Consider the following 22,610-nt stretch of genomic DNA (forward strand, 5'->3'; position numbering starts at 1 on the left):
TTTCCTTGATAAAGCGAAGAGGAAGTATTCCACTGCCTCTTTAAATAAATATTACGCTAGCGCTTCCTTCTCGCGCTCTTTTTGCTCGTGGTGCGCACGTTCACCTAAGAAGGCGTACATCAAACACACGATAGAAGTAATACAAGAACCCACTAAGATGATAAAGCCACCATCCCAGCCAAAGTGGTCTACGGTGTAGCCCAAAATCGCGTTTGCGGCAACTGCCCCACCCAAGTATCCAAACAAACCAGTAAGACCAGCGGCAGTACCTGCGGCTTTCTTCGGAGCGAGTTCAAGTGCGTACAAACCGATCAGCATAACCGGACCATAGATTAGGAAGCCAATTGCAATAAGCGCCATCATATCTACTGTTGGGTTGCCCGCAGGGTTAAACCAATAAACCATCACTGCAACTGTCACTAGCACCATAAACAAGATACCAGCAGGTGCACGACGACCTTTGAACAATTTGTCAGAGATCCAACCACACAATAGTGTTCCTGGAATACCAGCCCATTCGTATAAGAAATAAGCCCATGACGATTTATCTACCGAGAAATCCTTCGCTTCTTTTAGGTAAACAGGTGCCCAGTCCAGTACGCCGTAACGAATTAGGTAAACAAATGCGTTTGCAATTGCAATCGACCAAAGAAGTTTGTTGTTGAAGACGTATTTGAAGAAGATTTCCTTCGCTGTCATTTCTTGTTCATGGGACTTGTCATAGTCATCTGGGTAATCGTCTTTGTACTCTTCAATCGGAGGCAGACCACAAGACTGAGGGGTATCGCGAACCGTCATCCAAACAAACACAGCAACCAACGTGGCGAAAAATGCAGGAACATAAAATGCAGTGCGCCAATCATCATTAAATGCCCACAGGCCAAGAATAAATAGTGGACCAATCAAGCCGCCACCCACGTTGTGCGCCACGTTCCAAACCGAAACGATCTCACCACGCTCTTTACGTGACCACCAGTGCACCATGGTTCGGCCACAAGCAGGCCACCCCATCCCTTGGAACCAACCGTTTAAGAAAAGCAAAATGAACATCGCAGTGACGCTACCAGTCGCCCATGGCATAAAGCCAAAGCAAAACATCACTAATGCAGACATCAATAGGCCGCCACTAAGGAAATAGCGAGGGTTGGAGCGGTCTGAAACGCTGCCCATTAGAAACTTAGAGAGACCATATGCAATGGAAACAGCTGCCAAGGCGACACCTAAGTCTCCGCGGCTAAAGCCTTGCTCGATAAGATAAGGCATCGCCAAACTGAAGTTTTTACGAACTAGATAGTAACCGGCGTAGCCAACAAAGATACCGATAAAGAGTTGCCAACGGAGGCGAGAGTAGGTGCTATCGATGCTGCCAGGGGACAGACGATCAATGTGCGCCTTAGGTTTGAATATTCCAAACATAGGAACCTCATTATTTTGTATGCGATGGTAAAAACACAAAAGGAGCGAACGAAACAAAATAAATCTTCGTTCGAAAGTTCATGAATTGTATGGAGTTAGGATTTTATTTCTGTGACAAATGTTGCACATGGATTAAATATAAGTAAATACAGTAAATTATATGAGCATTAATTAGATCATCGTTCAACTTTACTCAAGATTCGTTAATATGAAACTGATGTTCAAACCTCTCACTTGAGCATTCCAATTCGAAACCTTTGAAACAAAGGCTCGAATTAGAACATAAACTAACCGTAAAAAGGGCGATTTACGCCTGCCCTACTCGCTCCGAACCAACTAATAACTAAAAAGCTGAAAAACGATCACGTTTAGCATCAAACGAAATAAAAAAAACAATTTTTATTTGAATACAAGCCGAAGCAATGATTCACAAACACAAGACATTAACAGCGTTTATTCTCTTATCAACTCATCCTATTGGTACCAATGGGATGACGATTTTTTCTAAAAGTCCAAACATGACTGCGTATTTTTTATATCACTGCTAGCCCTTGATACATTTGACATCCTCCTACTCCTTTAGGGTTAACTGCTACACAAGTTCTGTGTAATAAATCTCCAAGCACGTAGCAGCTTCACAAAACTCCTCTTACCAGTTGTGCATTCTTTTTCACATCGGTAATTTGAGCGCTCTCAACACTGGCCTCGTGACAAATAAATTATTTTCGTTGTGTTCTTTTCCGGTTAAAAGATGCGCCATTTAACAAAAACGAAGACTTTGATTAACAAATTTATGCTCAAACGCTCATTTTTAACGCTCGTTTGTTTTCGCAAACGTTTATATATGCACAATAGTACCGTGCTAGACAGGCAAAAATGATCAAAGGACTTTTAACATGACAACGAACAAACACCCCTCTCTGCTCGGAGAATGTTTGGCCGAGTTTATCGGTACAGGACTACTTATTTTCTTCGGCGTAGGCTGTGTTGCAGCCTTAGTTCTAACAGGCGCATCATTTGGACAATGGGAAATCAGTATTGTATGGGGCTTCGGTGTCGCCATCGCTATTTACTGTACGGCTGGCGTCTCTGGTGCACACATCAACCCTGCCGTTACCATCGCACTTGCTATGTTCCATGGTTTTGATAAGGCGAAAGTGGTGCCATACATTATCGCTCAAATGCTTGGGGCATTCTGTTCTGCTGCATTGGTATACAGCTTATACAGCAACCTTTTCACCGACTACGAAATCGCTCATAACTTCGTTCGCAGCAGCCAAGATGCACTAGCAACTGCTGGTATCTTCTCAACCTATCCGCATGCCTCCCTCTCTTTCTTTGGTGCTTTTGCTGTGGAATTCGTTATCACTGCTGTGCTGATGTTTGCGATTCTGGCTCTGGGCGATGAAAATAACGGCGCAGCACGTGGCGCAATGAACCCTCTATTGATCGGTATTTTGATTGCCGTCATCGGTGGTTCACTTGGCCCACTAACAGGCTTTGCGATGAACCCTGCTCGTGACTTTGGACCGAAGCTGTTCGCTTACTTCGCAGGTTGGGATTACGCTCTGACAGGTGCTAAAGACATTCCTTACTTTATCGTGCCTTTACTTGCTCCGATTGCAGGTGCGTGTTTTGGTGGTTGGTTGTATCCAAAAGCGATTGCCGCTTACCTTCCACAACAAGGCCACGGTTGTACGATTCCAAACCAATGTGAGACGGAAGAAGAAACAGAAGAAGCTAGAGCTTAAAACTGACGTAACTCGAACATTTACTAAAATATAAATAACGAAACAAAAGGATTCTTACCATGACTGAGCAAAAATACATTGTTGCCCTGGACCAAGGTACAACAAGCTCTCGCGCAGTGATTCTTGATCACGATGCGAACATCGTAAGCGTCGCGCAACGCGAATTTACTCAGATTTATCCAGAAGCTGGTTGGGTTGAACATGATCCAATGGAGATCTGGGCAACACAAAGCTCTACTTTAGTAGAAGCTCTAGCTAAGTCTGGCATCCGTAGCGACCAATTAGCGGCTATCGGTATTACTAACCAGCGTGAAACGACCATCGTCTGGAACAAAGAAACAGGTAAACCCGTTTACAATGCGATCGTATGGCAATGTCGCCGTACTGCTGATATCTGTGAAGATTTAAAAGCACGCGGTCTCGAAAACTATGTACGTGACAACACTGGTTTGGTGCTTGACCCTTACTTCTCAGGTACCAAAGTTAAATGGATTCTGGACAATGTTGAAGGCGCACGAGAAGACGCAGAAGCAGGCAAGCTGTTGTTTGGTACTGTCGATACTTGGTTAGTTTGGAAGATGACTCAAGGTCGCGTTCACGTAACCGACTACACTAACGCATCGCGTACCATGCTGTTTAACATCAACGATCTATGTTGGGATCAAAAAATGTTAGATGAGCTTGGCATCCCAGCATCTATGATGCCAGAAGTGAAGCGCTCATCGGAAATTTACGGTAAAACCAACATCGGTGGTAAAGGCGGTACTCGTATTCCTATTTCTGGAATCGCAGGTGACCAACAAGCGGCGCTTTACGGCCAAATGTGTGTTGAAGCGGGTCAAGCGAAAAACACTTACGGTACGGGTTGTTTCTTGCTAATGAATACTGGCCAAGAAAAAGTCACTTCGACACATGGCCTTCTAACTACTTTGGCTTGTGGTCCTGCAGGCGAACCAGCTTATGCACTTGAAGGCGCCGTATTCATGGGTGGAGCTTCTATCCAATGGCTACGCGATGAATTGAAAATCCTAAACGGTGCAGAAGACTCTGAATACTTCGCGACAAAAGTGGATACATCAAACGGCGTTTATGTCGTGCCTGCATTTACTGGTTTAGGCGCTCCATACTGGGATGCCTACGCACGTGGCACGATTGTCGGCCTTACTCGCGGTGTGAATTCAAACCATATCATCCGTGCAACATTGGAAGGCATCGCTTATCAAACTCGTGACGTACTGGATGCGATGCAAGCTGACTCAGGCATTAAGCTTGCGAACCTTCGCGTCGATGGTGGTGCAGTAGCGAACAACTTCCTAATGCAATTCCAATCCGATGTATTGAACACAGAAGTACACCGCCCTCAAGTAACTGAGGTTACCGCTCTTGGTGCAGCCTACCTTGCCGGCCTTGCAGTTGGTTACTGGGATAGCATTGATGAGTTGCAGAATAAAGCGGTACTTGATCGCACCTTTGAGCCACACGATGATGAAGAAAAACGCAATCGTCGTTACAAGGGCTGGAAACGTGCAGTGAAATGTGCACAAACCTGGTCTGAACTTCACGACGAAGAAGATTAATCTCATCTCCATAAGAAAAAAAGAGCGCCATTTGTGCGCTCTTTTTGCGCTTTATCCCCGATTCCTGAACTCGCTTACTTCTCACAACGAGCAAATTCGAGCACAATAGAGCTTCGAATTTGAAGCATTGGCCGTTACCAATGCACAAGGGAGTGGTAAGTGAAGCAAATACCTCGACACCAGCAGATTGTTGAGCTGGTGAAAAAACAAGGCTATGTCAGCACGGATGAGTTAGTAGAAAGATTCAATGTCAGCCCACAAACCATCCGACGCGATCTCAATGAACTCGCCGATGACAACAAAATTCGTCGTTATCACGGTGGAGCCACTATTCCTCTCAGTTCTGAAAACACATCTTACAACACGCGTAAAGCGCTCAACTTCAATGAAAAAGATGTCATTGCAGACGAGGTAGTCAAACACATTCCAGATGGTGCCACACTATTCATCGATATCGGCACCACACCAGAAGCAGTTGCGCGAGCGCTCAATAAAAACCATAAACAGTTGCGTGTTGTCACCAACAACATCAATGTTGCGACCATTCTTTTCCCTAACCCTGAAATCAAAGTCATCTTAGCGGGTGGAGAAGTCCGCAGCAGAGACGGCGGTATTGTTGGCGAGGCTACCCTCGATTTCGTTAAACAGTTCCGTCTCGACTTTGGCATTCTCGGCATTAGCGGTATCGACTTCGATGGCTCGCTATTAGACTTTGATTACCACGAAGTCCGGGTCAAACAAGCGATCATTGACAATAGCCGTAGTGTATTTCTTGCCGTAGACCACACCAAGTTCGGGCGCAATGCTATGGTGAAACTAGGCAATATTGCACAGCTCAACATGATCTTTACCAATAAGCAGCCACCAGAAGAAATCTTGTCAATTTTGAAGGAAGCTTCTATCCCACTTGAAGTGGTTGAAGCTAACGAATCAAACTCCGAAAACGAGTAACGTCAATCGTATAACTCCCCCTCAAATGACCTCTGTCTTAATTAGACAGAGGTTTTTTTTGTGTCTAAATCACACAAAACGCTCACAAACGAAAATAATAGATGATCACAAACGAAACCTGAGCTAGGATTACATTATGTTCTAAAATGCTCGTTCGCTCACCAAGAGGTCAAATTTATGAGTATACAAAATAATGCTTCCACTACTAGCTCATCCACTACCTTAGACTTGATCGTAATCGGTGGCGGCATTAACGGAGCTGGTATTGCAGCAGACGCAGCTGGCCGAGGTTTGAGTGTTGGCTTATACGAAGCAAATGACTTCGCATCTGCGACTTCTTCAGCAAGTTCTAAACTGATACACGGCGGTTTACGCTACCTTGAACACTACGAGTTTCGTTTAGTTTCGGAAGCGCTCGCAGAGCGTGAGGTTATTCTTCGTAAAGCACCACACGTCGCACTACCAATGCGTTTCCGTTTACCGCATCGCCCATTCCTACGCCCAGCTTGGATGATTCGTTGTGGCCTTTTCCTTTACGATAACTTGGGTAAACGTACGACGCTGCAAGGCAGTAAAACCGTCAACCTTGCGAAATCTGGCTTGCTAAAACCAGAAATGAAAACGGGTTTCGAATACTCTGACTGTTGGGTTGATGATGCACGTTTAGTATTACTGAACGTTCTTGCGGCTCGCGAAAACCATGCTGAAGTGCGTAACTACTGCCGCGTGGAAAAAGCACACCGTGAAGGTGGTATCTGGCATGTTACTATTCACGATGTGATGACAGACCAACGTTTCGAACGTAAAGCGAAAGCGTTAGTCAATGCTGCGGGGCCTTGGGTAAAACAGTTCTTTGATGATGGATTAGAGCAAGCCTCTCCTCGTAACATTCGCTTAATCAAAGGCTCGCACATCGTTGTTCCTCGTATCCACAACGAACCGCAAGCCTACATTCTTCAAAACAAAGACAATCGCATCGTATTTATGATTCCTTACTTAGATAAGTTCTCAATCATTGGTACAACAGATGTGGAATACAAAGGTGACCCACGTGAAGTGTCGATCTCAGATGACGAAGTCGATTACCTCATTGATATCGTAAACCAACACTTTGTCCACCAGTTGACTCGCGAAGATGTAGTTTGGACATACAGCGGTGTTCGTCCTTTATGTGACGATGAATCTGACTCTCCGCAAGCAATCACACGAGACTACACGCTAGAGCTCGATGCGGAATACGACCATGCACCTCTGCTTTCTGTTTTTGGTGGTAAGTTAACGACCTACCGTAAGTTAGGTGAAGCAGCAATGAAGAAACTTGCTCCGTTCCTACCTGAAATGGGTAAAGACTGGACGGCCAACCAAACCCTTCCTGGTGGTAACTTCAGCTGTAGTCGTGAACAATTAGCGAAACAAATTCATGCTAAATACACTTGGGCGCCAGAAGCATTGATTCTTCGTTATGTCACTCAGTTTGGTACCCAAACGTGGAACTTAATGGAAGGTACAACAAGTGAAGCTGACTTAGGACAAACGTTCTCGACACAAGCCGGTGGTGTTTACCAACGTGAGATCGATTACTTAATGAACCATGAAATGGCAATGACCGATGAAGACATTTTATGGCGCCGTACTAAGCTTGGTCTTTACATGAACGAGGAAGAAAAACAGGCCTTAACGGACTATTTGAAGAAAAAGCTACAACAGAAAGTGGTTAATCTTTCTCAAGTTGGCTAACAGCTCCCCTCCCTCCCCCCACAATAAAGCCTGCTTAGTTGCAGGCTTTTTGTTTTGTTGTTTAAGCACAACACCTTGGTGCGCTCCACTCGATTGCAAATAAGAACAACTATTCATAGACATTTGGCGTTAAATACAATCATACTCATTTGAAAAATAATGCATCAATGACTTCAGAGTACCGTACTCAGAGCATTGCCTCTGTATGGCAATGCAATTCTCGCGAAAGAAGTATCTTGAGGTTATTTTGGTATCGGCTCAAACAAGGAAAAGAAAATGGGTTTTATGATTGAACATTGGGACTTCTCAACCCCAGAAGCAACTCAACAATCCACCACGGCAGAGCAAATTCAAGCTAAGCATTGGTACCATTGCGAACGGCTGCATCCTGATATTCGTGGTTGGCTGGAGCAAAACCAAGTACCTCGAGCTACGGTTGATCATCTATTAGCCGACGAAAGCCGACCATCTTTCCATCCTTTAGATGACGAGAACTTCATGTTGATTTTACGAGGCGTCAATATGAACGGCAATGCATCACCAGAAGATATGCTTAGTATTCGAATTCTCTACTTTCAAGGCGCACTCATTTCAACTCGTAAAATTCCATCACGCGCGATCATGGAGATTCGCCAAGCATTAGCGGAACACAAAGGCCCAAAAAGTCTTGCTAGTTTACTTCATCAGATCATTGAAGGATTAAACAGTAAAATAGACATTTACCTTGATACAATTGAAGAAACACTAAACCAGTTCGACGTGAATGATGAATCGACGTACAAACATATGGCGACTCAAAAAGCACTGATTTCTATCAAGCGTTTTATTCGCCCTCAGCAGTACGCTATCCGTGATCTTGTGGAGTCAGAATCAGAATTGATTGCTTTGAGACCTCATCAATATCGCTTCGCACACAATAATATTACGCGCATAAATGAAACACTTGAGTTTTATCTTGGAGAAGTGGCGCTTTTCCAAGAAGAGATCAAACATCATCGTGATGAGAAAACCAATAAAAACAGTTACCTGTTTACTTTGGTAGCAACGATTTTTCTACCAACCAGCTTCTTAACAGGTTTACTCGGTATCAATGTTGGTGGAATGCCAGGCGTGGAATCCACCATGGCATTCACCTGGTTCTGCATCGCCTTAATTGTCATTTTTGGTCTAGAGTGGTGGCTATTTAAACGCTTGGGGCTCACGAATAAAGCGGACGACGAAGACGAATAAACACTAAACCTATAAAGAACAAAAACCAAAAGAGGAGCACGCGGCTCCTCTTTTCTCTACTCACATTAGAATCTTATCCGGGGTGACCATCCACACGAGGGGTCACAAGCATCACACCAAAGCGCCACACAAACAGCCCAAACGCAACAATCCATAATCCGCCGCTGATATCAATCCACAGCATCATGTTCGCTGGGTCAAAGATCACGGCGAAACTGCGAACCAAAGCTGCCGCGGTAATCGCTGTAAACGCAAGGCTCATGTTTGGCCCTTTGTAGATCATGCGACCAGTATGTCCCATCGTCACCCGTGCAATCATCGCTAAAATCAAACCGCCTAACGCACCTATCGCAAACAGGTGAATGAGGTTATGGCTGGCAAATGCATCTCCCCAGACGCCTCGCAAAATTAAGCTTAGTGGTAAACACAAATACGCAGCATGCAGCGACCACACTAAAGGCTCGCTCAGGGTTAACCAAGGTTTCCAGCGAACAAAACGCACCAACTGAGCAACACCTGCAAATAGCATCAAAGGACTACCTAGTTCTGCAAACGTCACAGGGAAAAAGCTCAGCACAAATAGCATTACCAATGGCAAGTTCGCGAACCACTCTAACCAAGCCAATGGTTGCGCTTTTTCGAAATTAAATCGACGCGCAGTAAAAAATGGAATCACACGTCCGCCCATCACTGACAACAGCAAGGTAAACCACCACAGCATTGCTTGCCACACCGCTGAAGAGCTAAAGGGCGGCATACCTTTTATCGTTGCGTAGCTTGCAAAGTTCGCAAAGATGGCTAAAAGAAACAGTGGAACGAAAAACAAATTACGCCAACCTTTGGCTCGATACACACGAATGCCCACCTCATAGGCGACAAACAGTAAAAATACCGCTTCGATACTGCTGGTTAACCATAACGGTGCTGGTGTCCAAAGCAATATGCGGGGCACTAACCACAAGCCAAATAAAGCCAGAAGCATGTAATGCTTGGTACCATTAATGCCAGTCCAGTTTTGTACCGCGGTCAGTACAAAGCCAACTACAATGGCCATCGAAAAACCGAACAACATTTCATGTACGTGCCACCACAATGCAGGCACGGCTAATGCGTTTGGCTGTCCGCCTTGGAACATCCACACCCACAACGCAATCGCAACAATGGCGTAAATCGACCCAAACAGAAAAAACGGCCGAAAGCCTAATCGCAGCCATGCGGGGATTTTTTCTTCTACTTTTTTATCGGTGATATTCAGCATTATCTTGCCCTCAAGCGTCTCTCGATGCTGGTTAACTCAACTACATATTGATGCTACCATAAACATGTATAAAAAATACATGTTTATAATTAAGATTATACTTAAGAGGTAAAGTTGTGCTTCAGATGCGGGTTAGGTATAAACATGAGAGGCACAACTATCAGTTAAGGGATGCAACGACAATGTACATATTTGGCTATGGCAGTTTGATTAATTCTGCGTCGCGTAAGTTAACCGGACAAACGGGAGAAGCCATTCCCGTCATAGCACATGGGTTGGTTCGCTACTGGGGGAAGATTGACGACAGCTACAGCCTCTCTCCATTAGTGGTGAACCAAGGCGATGGACAGGTTAATGGCGTTTTACTCGAAGTAAATGAAGAAGCGCTCGCAGAATTCGACCGCCGTGAGCGAGGTTATCATCGTATTCAACTTCAGCCAGATCAAATCGAAACAGATGCGAGTTTTAACCAAGAACATGACATTTGGGTTTACGTAAAAGACGAGCCACTACCACCATGCGAAAAGAGCCCAATCATGCAAAGTTATGTTGATACCGTACTGGCAGGTTGCTTGGAAGTTTCCCACGCGTTTGCAGAGCATTTTGTGCGTCACACCATTGGCTGGCAACACGCGAAAGAAAATGACCGCCACCAACCCAAATATGGCAACCTTGCAGGCGTACAAGATCACCATTATGAGTTGATTGATAATCTAATAAAAAAAGGAGCCTAACGGCTCCTTTTTAGTATCTATGTTTTGCTTACGCGAGCTTAAAACTTGTAATCAACACCAACGTACAGGCTGTCAAAATCAAAATCTTCGCTGCCACCGTTTTCGGCATCAATACTTACCGAAGAAGCACGGTAGCCACCAGATACAACCAAACCTGAAGCGAACTCATAACCAGCCTCAACACCGTAGTTAAAGCCTACATCACGACCATCATCGGTAACAGTGCTAGATGATTTCACTTCATAAGAAACACTCATTACACCAAGGCCAGCAATCGCACCAACATAGAAGCCTGTACCTGCAAATTGGTATTTAGGCTTCGCATTGAAATTGAACGCAGAAGCATCAACACTAAATTTAACCGGCCACCCCATGTAAGAAAATGTTTCTTCAAAGTCGCCAAAGTATATGTACTCACCTTCAAAAGCTAGTTTGAAGTTTTCTGAATATTGAAGCTCTTTACCTACAGCAAGGCTAAGACCTGTCGCAGAAAGATCTTTTGACAAGCTTTTAACTTTAAGATCTGAATTTACCAAATCAGCACCAACATACCAGTTACCTTTTGCTTGAACTGATGCTGAAGCAACCACTGCACCTAAAGCCAATAATGGCAATACTTTTTTCATTATAATTTCCTAATTTTTCATACTGTTAGACAGCTTTTAAAAGCGCGGAGATTATAAATAGAGTTGAATACTTTCCTATTGATTTGTTTATAAAATGAGACACAAAACATAAACATGAACAATAAAACGTTTGCTTGATTAAACTCTAAACAGCTCGAGTCCTATTAAGTACTAGAGTTACCACAAGTAGCAAGTTTCCAAACCAGTCGCGTTTTTCAGTATTTTTACAGCAATATAATCCTTACGTTTACGGCTTTATTTATTACTCAATAGAGTCTATTTCATGAAAACAATTTGGCTTGATATGATGATTTAAAGTGTTTAGGACTGTCTTACTAAAGGTTTGTGCATATCTAAGTAGCTGTTTAAAATAGTCAGATTATTGAGCTCACACTTGGGCAGTGCCAACGGGAAATTTACATGGCAAAGCTAAAAGATATCGCCATTGAAGCAGGCGTCTCACTTGCAACCGTATCGCGGGTTTTGAACAACGACCCAACGTTGAGCGTTAAAGAAGAAACCAAATACCGCATTTTGGAAATTGCAGAAAAACTGGAGTACCGCACCAGTAGCTCGAAGAAAGGCATCAAAGAAGCTAAGCAAAAACATCACTTTTTAGCCTTATATAACTACAAACAAGAAACAGAGGTGAATGACCCTTACTACTTATCAATTCGTCATGGGATTGAAACGCAATGCGACAAATTAGGTATTACGCTAACCAATTGCTATAACAGTGAAATTGATGTTGAAACGAAAAAGATAACAGGTGTCCTTTTAGTCGGAAATGTCGACCAAAAGGTAGTAGATAAATTACCTAAACGTCTAGCCGATAGCATTTGCTACATAAACTTTTCAGATCCAACCTGCCCTTATGATTGCGTTGATGTCGACCTTATTCGAATCAGTAGGCAAGTAGTTGATTTCTTTGTACAACGAGGCCACCGCCGCATCGGTTATATTGGCGGTCAAGACAAGCACGACGCAGCTGACACTCGTGAAAATGTGTTTTTGGACTATGGCTATCTAAAAGGCGTGGTCGCAGAACATGATATACACTATTGTGCCTGCTCTAGTTTGTCCGGTTATAACTTAGCGAAAGAGATGCTAGCCAAAGGTGACTTCCCGAAAGCAGTATTCATTGATTCAGACTCCATCGCGATTGGCATAGTACGTGCAATCCATGAATTTGGCTTAAAGATACCAGAGGATATTACACTGATTAGTATGAATGATATTCCTACTGCTCGCTTTACCTTTCCGCCGTTGTCTACAATTCGTATTCACTCTGAGTTGATGGGAACTCAGGGAGTGAACTTACTAGTGGAAAAATACCGAGATGGACGCTTACTCCCTCTTCATGTATACGTTCAAACAGAGCTTAAACTACGTGGTACAACTCAATGATACCTTTTCCATTAATCTCTTTTATGAATTAAATCTGGAACATCCCCCCCTAACCCAAGATATTCATTTTGCACAATCAGTACTGTTTCGGCGTAACGCCGATAACTCAGCGGGTAGTAAGAAGTTCAACAACAAATCACTCTAAGCACCATGAGTGCCCCAAATGTTTATCATTTAGAGGTGATGGTCGAAGAAACCAACTCGCGTAGCCAAATGCCTTTGTCTTCATTGTTTCGGCTGGAATGCCACAGCATGGCAATATCAAAATCCGCAACGGCGATCGGCGGCTTAACAGTAATGAGATCGTCCGAAAAGCCCTCCGCCAACGCCATTTTTTCTGGCACGATGGCAATGAGATCGCGCTTTTTCAATAGATGCCGAATAGTGAGAAAGTTGCGCGACGCCACGGTGACTTTGCGGCTCAAGCCATGTTCTGCGAGCTTTTGGTCTACTTGTGTCTTTAAGCTCCCATCGGGACTTACCAGAGCTTGCTCGATGTTCGCGAACGCTTCCAGAGACAGCTGTGTTTCCCCTTTCAACACCTGTTTATCACACATGCACACGTGTTTTTCGGTGTACAAGTACAAGCTCTCAAAGTTGTCATCCAACACCGGCATGCTGCCAATAATGACATCGAGCTTTTCGTGCTCAGCTAATGCCACGTAGTTGCTACGATTGACGTTAATAAAACTGATCTGCGCCTCTGGGGCGCGCTGGCGTATTTCGTCATAAAGCCGAGGAGCAAAGATAAACTCGGCATAATCCGTTAACCCGATGCGACATACACCCGCGTAATTTTCAGGTTGGAAGGCAGACTTAGTGAGCAAGTCTTTGGCGATAGAATCCAACAAGTGATGCACAGTTGGCGCGATGTGGTGAGCGTGCTCGGTGGGCTCCATCTTGTGCCCTTTTCGCTCAAAAAGCGGGTCGTCAAACAACAACCTTAAACGAGACAAACTATGACTCATCGCCGACTGGCTAACGTAACTTTTCTCTGCCGCGACGCTAACGCTTCGATAGCGATACAAGTAGGAAAACGTCACCAATAAGTTCAAGTCAATGTTGCGCCACTGAATGTCCTCTTTCACTCCAACATCCTCATCCCATTTCATTCATAGATGAAATTAAAATCATCAATTTGAGTCATTTTAGAGCATTCGATAAATTAGCAACAATGCTTTTTAGATAAACAGGCTCGACATGTTCACCATATTCAAAACTTTTTTCTGGCTGGGTTGGTTCAGCTTCGGCGGCCCGGCGGCTCATATTGGTTATTTTCGCCAAACCTTTGTTGAGAAACTGAAATGGCTTGATGACAGCGAGTACGCGCAAATTGTCGCGCTCAGTCAGTTTTTGCCGGGACCGGGCTCAAGCCAAGTTGGCTTTGCTTTAGGCTATAAACGTGGCGGTTTAGGTGGCGCATGCGCAGCATTTGTCGGATTCACGCTTCCTTCGGTGATCATCATGTTGGCGCTGGCGATGGTGAGCAGCCAAATCACCGACACCGCAGTGTTCCAAAACATCGTTCACGGCCTAAAACTGCTCGCAGTCGTCGTCGTGGCGGATGCGACTTGGGGCATGTACAAAAACTTCTGCCAAAGTAAACTGACCGCGGGTTTGTGCGTCGCGACTGCGATTGCGTTGCTGGTGGCACCAAGCATCATGACGCAAATGTTCGTGTTGATCGCAGCAGGTTTTGTCGGTACGCGATATCTGAAGAAAGACTCCGCGTCATCAGCCGAGCCGTTTAAACCGTCTATCGCGCCATTGGCTCTATTTGCGGTGCTTTTACTCGGCTTACCATTAGTGGCTCATACGTTACCTTTGCTTGGGCTGTTTAGTGATTTTTTCCAAGCTGGTAGTTTAGTGTTTGGTGGCGGTCATGTGGTGCTGCCGCTTCTGCAAAACATTGTTGGCGACCAGCTCAGCCAAGATGCATTTTTAACAGGCTACGCCGCTGCACAAGCTGTACCAGGGCCAATGTTCACCTTTGCGACTTTTATCGGTTATGAGCTTTCGGATACGCCAATTTTAGGCGCTCTGATCGCAACGCTTGGCGTATTCCTCCCAGGGTTTCTTTTACTGCTTGGCGTTCTTAAAAACTGGCAAGCACTGGCAGGCAAACCGCTGGTCTCCGGCGCCATCAACGGTGTAAATGCCTCGGTAGTAGGGTTACTACTCGCGGCACTTTACCAGCCAGTATTTAGCAGCGCAGTTGTTGCTCCCATCGACATGGCGTTAGTGATTGCGGGTTTCTATCTACACAAAAAGCTCAACCTTTCGGTACTATGGATGATCGTGTTTTTTGTGGCAGCAGGCCTTGTCACGGGCATGATGTAGCCTGCTGATACGCCAACTATTGAATCTAGATAAACCACGGGCACTCAAATACGAGTGCCCTTGCTTAGATTAGATAGTGAAAACGGAACAGACCCCGATAAAAAGAGCATCACAAATTGTGACTTAACTTCTCTCGGTTAAGCCATTGTTCATTCTTACCAACTTAACCGCATCATGACGAGAATGGACATCGAGTTTTTTGTACAACTTGTATATATGGCTTTTCACTGTACTTTCAGATAAAAAAAGTCTTGAAGCAATTTGTTGATTTGAAATGCCGTACACAAGTAGCTCTAGAATCTGTTTTTCTCTGCATGTTAACTCATCATGCTGCTGTTCTTCGGACAAATTTGCATGCCGATAATTGAGGACTAACTTCTCTAGGTACATTCTTGGTAGCCACAACCCACCTTTCAGTACGTATTCCGCGCCATCACATATATGTGTCACTGATGCACTTCGGAGCAAAATTCCTTTTAACAACTTCCAATGCAGTAAGTCCGTTTGTACTTTTTCACAAGGGACGTTGTGAAGCATAAAGGACCACCCAAATAGATCAAAATCTGGTAACTTTCCTTGTACTTCAAGCTGACGCATAAAATCGTAATCAATAAACATCAAATCGATACTGAGTGAGTGACTTCTGAACACCACTTCATCTGGTTGCATTATCTTTACATCGACATCATGAATGGAAGACAGCTGTTTTTTTATTAAGTTACTTTGTAAATTACTCTCAGCTAGCAGTATCAAGTGCTTCTTTTCCATAGTCCCACCACATTAACTTACCTGTTTCACCAACCCCCGTTAGAAAATTAATTGGGGATAGCAAAGAGAATTTATCTTCATTTTAAGTAGAAAATATAGCACTTCAGAATGATATCGCATTGCTTTTCAGCACCGAAAAAGACTTAAAAAGTATGAACATGTTATATTTTTATCCATACTTTTCAACCTGTGTTAGCATAAGGATATGATTTATAATATTAAATAATAAAGATAATAATTGGATAAAATACCATTTATAAAAAATGGATGACTGCTCCGCTCAGTGCAATAGAACGAATTACTTCTTTATATTGGCTTCATTTCATACTTGATGAGTACTTAAAGTAAATACAAAAAATAACATTATGATTATGTTATTTTTTTCTTTAACACCTTAAAGAGACGCACCTAAATACTCCCTTCCAGCCTGAATCATTCTCAATAATGAGAACAGCTTTCACTGATCCTTTCTTATAATTTCATCGCTTCCCACAACATTTGAAGGAAGCAGCAAGAAGTTAAGTGCAGTCATTTTTAATCAGGAATAACAGGAAATGGAGTAATCGTTATGACTCTAAACAAAACAGGGCTTGCTTTAGCAATGTCAGCAATTTTATTTAGTGGCTCTCTAATCGCGAATGAGATCGATGATGGAGACGACAACATGCAATGGACTGACAGCGCTAATACCGATATCGGTTTATCTGGCAGCTTCAATGATAACAGTGACAATAGCGCATCTCTCGGTGTTGGTGATAGCTTCAACGACAACAGCGATAATAGTGCGTCACTAGGTATTGGTCATAGCTTCAACGACAACAGCGACACTGACAACAGTGCAACTCTTGGTGTTGATGACAGCTTTAATAACAACAGCGACAACTCAAACTCGAGCACTAACACAGCTCAAAGCCACAACGACAATAGTACGTCTAACGCTAACGACAACAGTACCAGTGCTGATCTTGATGTGAGCCTAAATAGTGATAGTAGTGATTCAAGTACTAACACAAATAGAAGCCACAACGACAACAGCGACTCTAGTACTACTGTAAGACGTAGCAACAACGACAACAGTGACTCTAGTATCAACAGTAGCTTTAACGATAACAGCGATAATCGTAATCAAAGCGACAACCGTAACCAGAGTGATAACCGTAGCTACGCTGATTCAAGCACAACAAACTCGAACAGCTTTAACGACAATAGTAACTATCAAAGTGACTCGAGCTCAACAAATGTTGATAGCTTCAATCAAGTCCATATGGATACAGATATGGTTGTTGCGAGCTCAAGCCTAATGGGTGGTGTTACAGGTGCATCAGTTATTTATGCAACTAACGCGGATGATACTCGAGTTCGAGTTGAAAACATGAACACCCTTGGTGGTCTTGGTGGTGCGGCTGGTATTACTACCGTTGGTCAGAATGCTGGTTCAAATTCACTTGTACAACAATCTGTTACAACTAATGCAAGTGTGTTTACTGGGGGTGAGTAACCGACTAGTAGGAGAAAGCGATGCGTTTGGCAATCTGTACTTTGAGTATGATAGTTGCCTGCACTGCACTCGCTGATGACATTGCATTATCTGGCGGAGAAGTTAGCTTGGATATCATGAATGAATCAAGAGGTGGACAAAATGTTGAACTCGACTTGGTTTATGCAGAATCAGATATCAATGGTATTTCGTCAGATAATGTCGCGTCAAACACCGTGAGTGGTAACAATATACTATCAAGTGGAGCGTTCGCAGACAGTTCGGGTATATCCAACGTAATTCAGAACAGCGGAAACAACGTTTTAATCCAGAACTCTACCGTCGTTAACCTGACACTCAAGTAAACAATATGAAAGTATTAAATAACGTAATTTGGCTGATGCTCGTTTATTCAGCATCAGCCATTTCATTAGAACTGCTACCTTACCGAGCACATTACTCTGTTCCTGTTAAAAGCTACAAAGAAATAGTGTTCGGTGATGTTTTTCGCCAACAGTATGACTTCAGCTGTGGCTCTGCCGCCCTGGCTTCTCTTCTCACTTTTCATTATGCAACAGAGTCATCTGAACAAGATATCTTCAAAAGCATGTTTGAAAAAGGTGATAAAGAAAAAATCAAAGAGAAAGGTTTTTCTTTGTTGGATATGAAGTTTTACTTGGATTCCATAGGGTTACGTTCTGACGGCTTTCAAGTAGGATTGGAGAAAATTAAAGAAGTCGGCGTCCCTGGGATTACTCTCGTTAATTTCGATGGGTATATGCATTTTGTTGTCATCAGAGGTATAAACAATCACTCAGTTATTCTAGGAGACCCTTCTAGAGGAACCATGATAATGAAACTGGATGAGTTTGAAAAATATTACCAAGGAATTGTGTTACTGGTCCGTAACGAAGCGGAAATGGGAAGGTCTAGCTTTATAACCAATGATAATTTCACCGTATATCAAAGATCACCATTAAAAACAGGAGTGTCTAGAGATTCCTTAGGGGTATTTAGCATTACTCTCCCAGTTTCCGGTGAAAATTAATATAACATTGTTTTAAATAACTTTAAGAACTAAACAACCTGAAAGGCCTGCATTATGAACTACAATAAATTTTTGTTAGTGCTTTGTATGCTAATACCTCATTTTAATGTGAATGCTAAAGATGTTGGCCTGCAAGAACTTACTCCTCTTTCAAATTTATCTTTAGAAGAATATCGAGGTGGCTTCCAAATTACGGACGAGTATATTATTAATATTGGATTAAGCATTACTACGACTATAAATGGCGATGATATTTTGAACACAAACATTGCCAACTTAGTAATTGAAAATGGTAATTTAAAAAACATTAGCGCAAATAGTGAAAATCAAAGTGGAGATATTTTCAACCAGGGTATTGTTAACATCATACAATTTGGTGAAGGAAATATTATTGGAGATGATTCTATAGATTCACCCAAAATGCCTTCGTCTCAAAATCCTAATATAATAAGTTCAGACTTTATAAATTCAAGTATTATCAATATTATTCAAAACACGAAAGATAACAGTATTATTGGACTTAGCACGCTCGTAGACATTGATGCTCAAGTAAATGGGGTAATACGGGAAATCAAAGCAAACCAACAATTAGAAGACGCCTTATTGAACCACCTTCAATGAGCATTTCCATTTTTATCTGAAAAATTGTCACGTTAAGCTTCTTTGATATTAGAAACGACTGATATCTATGATTACATACCAAAAGAAAGGTAGATATATCAATAGGCCACCATCATTTTAAGAATATATACCTACTTTATCCAATATAATCCAATCAATTTATAATGCGAACACTAGGCGCTAACGATAAATTAGGCCCAAGACTCAAGGGCCTAATATCCATTTTACAAATTAAAAGGTACTCGTACTGTTAATTGAAAGTCGGGAGTATCTTCTGTAAGACCAGCTTGAGCACTAACATTGATAGATGAGCGTTCACTAAAGGCATAGTTTATACCAAAAGTTAATGCATCTAATTGAAGCAACTTAGCATCATCTGCCGATCTGCCATTTACTTTGCTTTTTAAAATAGTTTTATGGCTAAGTCCTAAAGAGAATGAAAGATCAGGATTCACCGCAAACCCCATTCCTCCTGAAAGAGAAATAGTGTCTCCAAGTTCAACATCAGCTTTTGTGTCGCCAACTGTAACAGTATCCTCTAAGTTATAAATATAACTTAGACTAGCGAACAAGACCGCAGGATCAACAGGGTGAATAAGAGATAAATTAGGCTCAAAACTCCAAAAACCCGAACCTGTAGGGACATCACTAAATGAGTTGCTTCCATCTTCAATAGAAACATCATAAGGCGATCGTCCTGTATCCGACTTTACTCTAAGGCCACCTACCCAGTATGGCGCAGACTCAAAGTTAAACTGGTGCCTCAATGCGAACTCTACATCACCAAGCCCTCCGCCATCCACCGTTGTGTTTACTACTTCACTGTTTGAACCATCTTGAATGGGGCGCGTAGAAACTTGGTCATTACGATACACATACGGCACTCTAACTTCTAACTCTGTGGCGTTTGTTAAACCGTACCGAGCAGTTAATCCAACGGTTACTGTAGTCCTATCCGAATCACTCACTTCAATTCGCCCAACAATCAGAGTTGGTAAGACTGTATACCCAACAACAGATACTTTGTTTGAAGAGTTTTGTGTATAGCTTAAAGACGAATCAAATGACCATTTACCTTTAGGTGTGAGAACGCCTGGGCGCTCAATAACATCACCAACCGTTTGGGCGCGCTGAGGAATATCATCTCCTTCAGCACCATATGCATTCCCCGCAATGAATAAACTACAAAGATAGGTACCCAGTAAAGTCTTCCGTAACATCACATCTTTCCTTTTGCTGATGATCGTACCCAAGTAATCTCAGGCAATAGCTTGAGGTGAAGCTCCTAACTTTCCAAAGTAAGATTAGTATAGCTACTTCAAAACCACGACATACCTTTAAGTTTGGCGCTTTGAAGAAATTAGGAGACATTTATACTTATCTTCAACACTAAGCCACTAGTTAATAAATAATTAGGATAGATTCTATGTTTTCGCAATATTATTAATAAAATAAATTGCTTACCTGTGCTCTTAGTATGAAGTCGATATGACATAACAGCTGAAAAGCCTGTTCTCTTTTGCGTAGCATCAATCACATTGCTTTTTTAGATCGAGTCGCTCCGACTTCAACCATAACTAACGCTATCTTCCCCACATATTTCATCAAAATGCATTCCCGTGTCGCGATTTAACATGCTAAAGTTAACAATGCGTTAACAATTATAAATACAATGAGAAGACATGGAGTCACTTAAAATGAATCAGCCGAATCTAAATAGCGCTGCTGGTTGCGCTCTCCCACCACCAAATGAAATGATCCTCAAATGGGCTCAAGAGCGTCCAAATGAGGTCTACCTAAAACAAATTATTAACCGACAATTTGTTGAGTACACATTCTCTGATGTTGCAGATCAAGCCTTAAAACTTGTCAGCGCACTACGCTCACTTGGTGTAAAGCCTGGCGACAAAGTCGCATTAGTATCTAAAAACTGTGCAGAATGGTTTATTTGCGATCTTGCTATGATGCTTGGTGACTATGTCAGTGTGCCAATCTTTCCTACCGCCGGTGCAGACACCATCGAATACTGTGTGACTCATAGTGAAAGTAAAGCGATCATTGGCGGAAAACTCGATGATCCCAAAGCAACTCAGCAAGTCATTGATGCTATGCCTGAACTCATTAGCATCGCTCTACCTTATGACACGGCACCAAAGTGTAAGCACGAATACCAAGCGCTCATTGCTGATGCAGTGCCAAGTAAAGAGCGTCCGCAGCATTACGATGACAAGCTAATGTCGTTGGTGTATACCTCAGGCACATCAGGGTTACCGAAAGGCGCGATGCTAACTTACGGCGCATTCAGTTGGTCTGTTCAGCAACTGATCAATCATATTGGTATCCAAGAAAACGACCGATTGTTCTCTTATTTACCGCTCGCTCATATTACAGAGCGTGTTTATATCTTCGGTTCATCGATTATGGGTGGCGTGCCAACAGCATTTCCAGAGTCACTGGACACTTTTATCGAAGATGTGAAGATGCACCGACCAACTCTGTTTATCTCCGTCCCACGGTTATGGACGCTATTCCAGCAACGTATTCAAGACAAACTTCCACAGAAGAAGCTCAATATTCTGTTGAAAATCCCATTCGTCAATTCTTTGATCAAGAAAAAGCTAGCAGATGGTCTAGGTTTAGATCAGGCTCGAGTATTAGGCTGTGGCTCTGCACCTGTCTCGCCAGCGCTGTTGGAATGGTACCACTCAGTGGGCCTTGATATCACAGAGGCTTGGGGGATGACGGAATCATTTGCCTACAGCACGCTCAACTACCCATTTAGAGCTGACAAAATCGGTAGTGTCGGTAATGCAGGACCAGGCATTGAGTTAAAAATCGCAGCTGATGATGAAATCATGGTGCGTGGCAAAGGGCTATTTTCTGGCTACTACAAAAATGACATTGCCACCCAAGAGTCTTTTGATTCAGAGGGCTGGCTACACACAGGCGATATCGGCGCTATCGACTCAGATGGTTATCTAACGATTCAAGGTCGTAAAAAAGATAACTTCAAAACCGCCAAAGGTAAATTTGTCTCTCCGGTTCCTATCGAGAAAAAGCTTTTCGAGTACAGTCGCGTAGAGATGATGTGTCTCATCGGTTTAGGGCTACCCGCTCCGATTCTTTTGGTTGTGCCACATGACTTCCCTAACTTTGATCGAGAGCGATACGCACGTACCACACGTAAAGTTATTGCCAGGATGAATCAAGAACTCGCCTCTCATGAGCAAATCAAAGGTGTGTTAATGATTAAAGAACCTTGGAGTATAGAAAATGGCGTACTGACGCCAACGCTTAAAATTAAACGTCATGTGCTCGAACAAAAGTATCATGAGATAGGCCACAATTGGCCAAAAGATGAATTGGTCGTGTGGGAAGAAGACTTGTAATTTTGCTTGCACTCCTCAACACCATTGGGGAGTGCAACTTAACTTTGAGCTTGAATCAAACTCATAAACTACTCTCTCCAGAATGGCTTACTCACTTCACAACTAATCTCCCTTTCACCTAATCCAATATCGTCCCAAAGGTGCTTTGGTAACTCTCTCAAGTGACGACGTGTCTTATAGTTCCTTCTCCAAGCCGCCAGTTTAGAATAAATTAACTGTAACCCGCTCTGATGGGCAGTAGGTATAGTACGCTCACAAGTGTGTGTCATGTTTTCCATTT

At 43.0% G+C, this 22,610-nt stretch carries 20 protein-coding genes; 13 read left to right on the forward strand and 7 right to left on the reverse strand.

What is annotated here, in order from left to right; all coding sequences use genetic code 11:
* Nucleotides 1-51: 51 nt before the first annotated feature.
* Nucleotides 52-1,416 carry a glycerol-3-phosphate transporter gene (gene glpT, locus R7E00_RS08320; RefSeq protein WP_005380199.1) on the reverse strand — a complete coding sequence of 455 codons (1,365 nt, stop codon included), beginning with the start codon at nucleotides 1,414-1,416 and terminating at the stop codon, nucleotides 52-54.
* Nucleotides 1,417-2,312: 896 nt separating this feature from the next.
* On the opposite strand from glpT, the gene R7E00_RS08325 reads away from it, so the two are divergent.
* The 5 genes from R7E00_RS08325 to R7E00_RS08345 all read left to right on the forward strand — a co-directional run bounded on the left by R7E00_RS08325 (nucleotide 2,313) and on the right by R7E00_RS08345 (nucleotide 8,662).
* Nucleotides 2,313-3,167, forward strand: coding sequence for an MIP/aquaporin family protein (locus R7E00_RS08325; RefSeq protein ID WP_005380195.1), 855 nt, complete (start codon nucleotides 2,313-2,315; stop codon nucleotides 3,165-3,167).
* A gap of 59 nt (nucleotides 3,168-3,226) precedes the next feature.
* Nucleotides 3,227-4,744, forward strand: a complete 1,518-nt coding sequence (gene glpK, locus R7E00_RS08330; RefSeq protein WP_005380193.1) for a glycerol kinase GlpK — start codon at nucleotides 3,227-3,229, stop codon at nucleotides 4,742-4,744.
* 159 nt (nucleotides 4,745-4,903) lie between these two features.
* Nucleotides 4,904-5,695 carry a DeoR/GlpR family transcriptional regulator gene (locus R7E00_RS08335; protein ID WP_005380192.1) on the forward strand — a complete coding sequence of 264 codons (792 nt, stop codon included), beginning with the start codon at nucleotides 4,904-4,906 and terminating at the stop codon, nucleotides 5,693-5,695.
* Between the two features lie 177 nt (nucleotides 5,696-5,872).
* Entirely contained in the window at nucleotides 5,873-7,432 is a 1,560-nt protein-coding gene (glpD, locus tag R7E00_RS08340; protein WP_033905559.1) for a glycerol-3-phosphate dehydrogenase, read from the forward strand.
* 276 nt (nucleotides 7,433-7,708) lie between these two features.
* Nucleotides 7,709-8,662, forward strand: a complete 954-nt coding sequence (locus tag R7E00_RS08345) for a CorA family divalent cation transporter (protein ID WP_005391702.1) — start codon at nucleotides 7,709-7,711, stop codon at nucleotides 8,660-8,662.
* Between the two features lie 73 nt (nucleotides 8,663-8,735).
* Here the strand turns inward: R7E00_RS08345 and R7E00_RS08350 are convergent, their stop codons facing one another.
* The gene (locus R7E00_RS08350) at nucleotides 8,736-9,920 is read right to left on the reverse strand and encodes an NnrS family protein (RefSeq protein WP_033905560.1); all 1,185 of its coding nucleotides are present in this window, start codon (nucleotides 9,918-9,920) and stop codon (nucleotides 8,736-8,738) included.
* A gap of 182 nt (nucleotides 9,921-10,102) precedes the next feature.
* Between R7E00_RS08350 and R7E00_RS08355 the strand changes: the two genes are divergently transcribed.
* Entirely contained in the window at nucleotides 10,103-10,654 is a 552-nt protein-coding gene (locus R7E00_RS08355) for a gamma-glutamylcyclotransferase family protein (RefSeq protein ID WP_025768214.1), read from the forward strand.
* Nucleotides 10,655-10,692: 38 nt separating this feature from the next.
* On the opposite strand, the gene R7E00_RS08360 is transcribed toward R7E00_RS08355, so the two are convergent.
* Nucleotides 10,693-11,280 carry an outer membrane beta-barrel protein gene (locus R7E00_RS08360; protein WP_017820436.1) on the reverse strand — a complete coding sequence of 196 codons (588 nt, stop codon included), beginning with the start codon at nucleotides 11,278-11,280 and terminating at the stop codon, nucleotides 10,693-10,695.
* A 420-nt stretch (nucleotides 11,281-11,700) separates the two neighbouring features.
* Between R7E00_RS08360 and ebgR the strand changes: the two genes are divergently transcribed.
* Complete coding sequence (gene ebgR / locus R7E00_RS08365) at nucleotides 11,701-12,687, forward strand: transcriptional regulator EbgR (RefSeq protein ID WP_025768213.1); 987 nt, start codon at nucleotides 11,701-11,703, stop codon at nucleotides 12,685-12,687.
* 170 nt (nucleotides 12,688-12,857) lie between these two features.
* On the opposite strand, the gene R7E00_RS08370 is transcribed toward ebgR, so the two are convergent.
* Complete coding sequence (locus R7E00_RS08370; RefSeq protein ID WP_152560881.1) at nucleotides 12,858-13,775, reverse strand: LysR family transcriptional regulator; 918 nt, start codon at nucleotides 13,773-13,775, stop codon at nucleotides 12,858-12,860.
* 112 nt (nucleotides 13,776-13,887) lie between these two features.
* On the opposite strand from R7E00_RS08370, the gene chrA reads away from it, so the two are divergent.
* Nucleotides 13,888-15,027, forward strand: a complete 1,140-nt coding sequence (gene chrA, locus R7E00_RS08375) for a chromate efflux transporter (protein ID WP_017820434.1) — start codon at nucleotides 13,888-13,890, stop codon at nucleotides 15,025-15,027.
* 123 nt (nucleotides 15,028-15,150) lie between these two features.
* Here chrA and R7E00_RS08380 read toward each other — a convergent pair whose 3' ends face one another.
* Nucleotides 15,151-15,795 (reverse strand): helix-turn-helix transcriptional regulator, encoded by a 645-nt coding sequence (locus R7E00_RS08380; protein WP_005380169.1) that lies wholly within the window; start codon nucleotides 15,793-15,795, stop codon nucleotides 15,151-15,153.
* Between the two features lie 568 nt (nucleotides 15,796-16,363).
* On the opposite strand from R7E00_RS08380, the gene R7E00_RS08385 reads away from it, so the two are divergent.
* Genes R7E00_RS08385 through R7E00_RS08400 form a run of 4 tightly spaced genes read left to right on the forward strand, consistent with a single transcriptional unit; the run spans nucleotide 16,364 to nucleotide 18,941 of the window.
* Nucleotides 16,364-17,293 (forward strand): hypothetical protein, encoded by a 930-nt coding sequence (locus tag R7E00_RS08385; RefSeq protein ID WP_005391691.1) that lies wholly within the window; start codon nucleotides 16,364-16,366, stop codon nucleotides 17,291-17,293.
* A 20-nt stretch (nucleotides 17,294-17,313) separates the two neighbouring features.
* The gene (locus R7E00_RS08390; RefSeq protein WP_005380167.1) at nucleotides 17,314-17,637 is read left to right on the forward strand and encodes a hypothetical protein; all 324 of its coding nucleotides are present in this window, start codon (nucleotides 17,314-17,316) and stop codon (nucleotides 17,635-17,637) included.
* A 5-nt stretch (nucleotides 17,638-17,642) separates the two neighbouring features.
* Nucleotides 17,643-18,320 (forward strand): C39 family peptidase, encoded by a 678-nt coding sequence (locus tag R7E00_RS08395; protein ID WP_033905563.1) that lies wholly within the window; start codon nucleotides 17,643-17,645, stop codon nucleotides 18,318-18,320.
* A 54-nt stretch (nucleotides 18,321-18,374) separates the two neighbouring features.
* Nucleotides 18,375-18,941 (forward strand): hypothetical protein, encoded by a 567-nt coding sequence (locus R7E00_RS08400; protein ID WP_005380163.1) that lies wholly within the window; start codon nucleotides 18,375-18,377, stop codon nucleotides 18,939-18,941.
* Between the two features lie 224 nt (nucleotides 18,942-19,165).
* Here the strand turns inward: R7E00_RS08400 and R7E00_RS08405 are convergent, their stop codons facing one another.
* Nucleotides 19,166-20,161, reverse strand: a complete 996-nt coding sequence (locus tag R7E00_RS08405; protein WP_005380160.1) for a transporter — start codon at nucleotides 20,159-20,161, stop codon at nucleotides 19,166-19,168.
* Between the two features lie 477 nt (nucleotides 20,162-20,638).
* Between R7E00_RS08405 and R7E00_RS08410 the strand changes: the two genes are divergently transcribed.
* Entirely contained in the window at nucleotides 20,639-22,330 is a 1,692-nt protein-coding gene (locus R7E00_RS08410; protein ID WP_025768211.1) for an AMP-binding protein, read from the forward strand.
* 68 nt (nucleotides 22,331-22,398) lie between these two features.
* Here R7E00_RS08410 and R7E00_RS08415 read toward each other — a convergent pair whose 3' ends face one another.
* Nucleotides 22,399-22,608 carry a DUF1127 domain-containing protein gene (locus tag R7E00_RS08415; protein WP_005380156.1) on the reverse strand — a complete coding sequence of 70 codons (210 nt, stop codon included), beginning with the start codon at nucleotides 22,606-22,608 and terminating at the stop codon, nucleotides 22,399-22,401.
* Between the last annotated feature and the right edge of the window lie 2 nt (nucleotides 22,609-22,610).

Origin of the sequence: Vibrio sp. Vb1755 (assembly GCF_033338635.1) — a bacterium.
GTDB classification, from domain to species: domain Bacteria; phylum Pseudomonadota; class Gammaproteobacteria; order Enterobacterales; family Vibrionaceae; genus Vibrio; species Vibrio alginolyticus.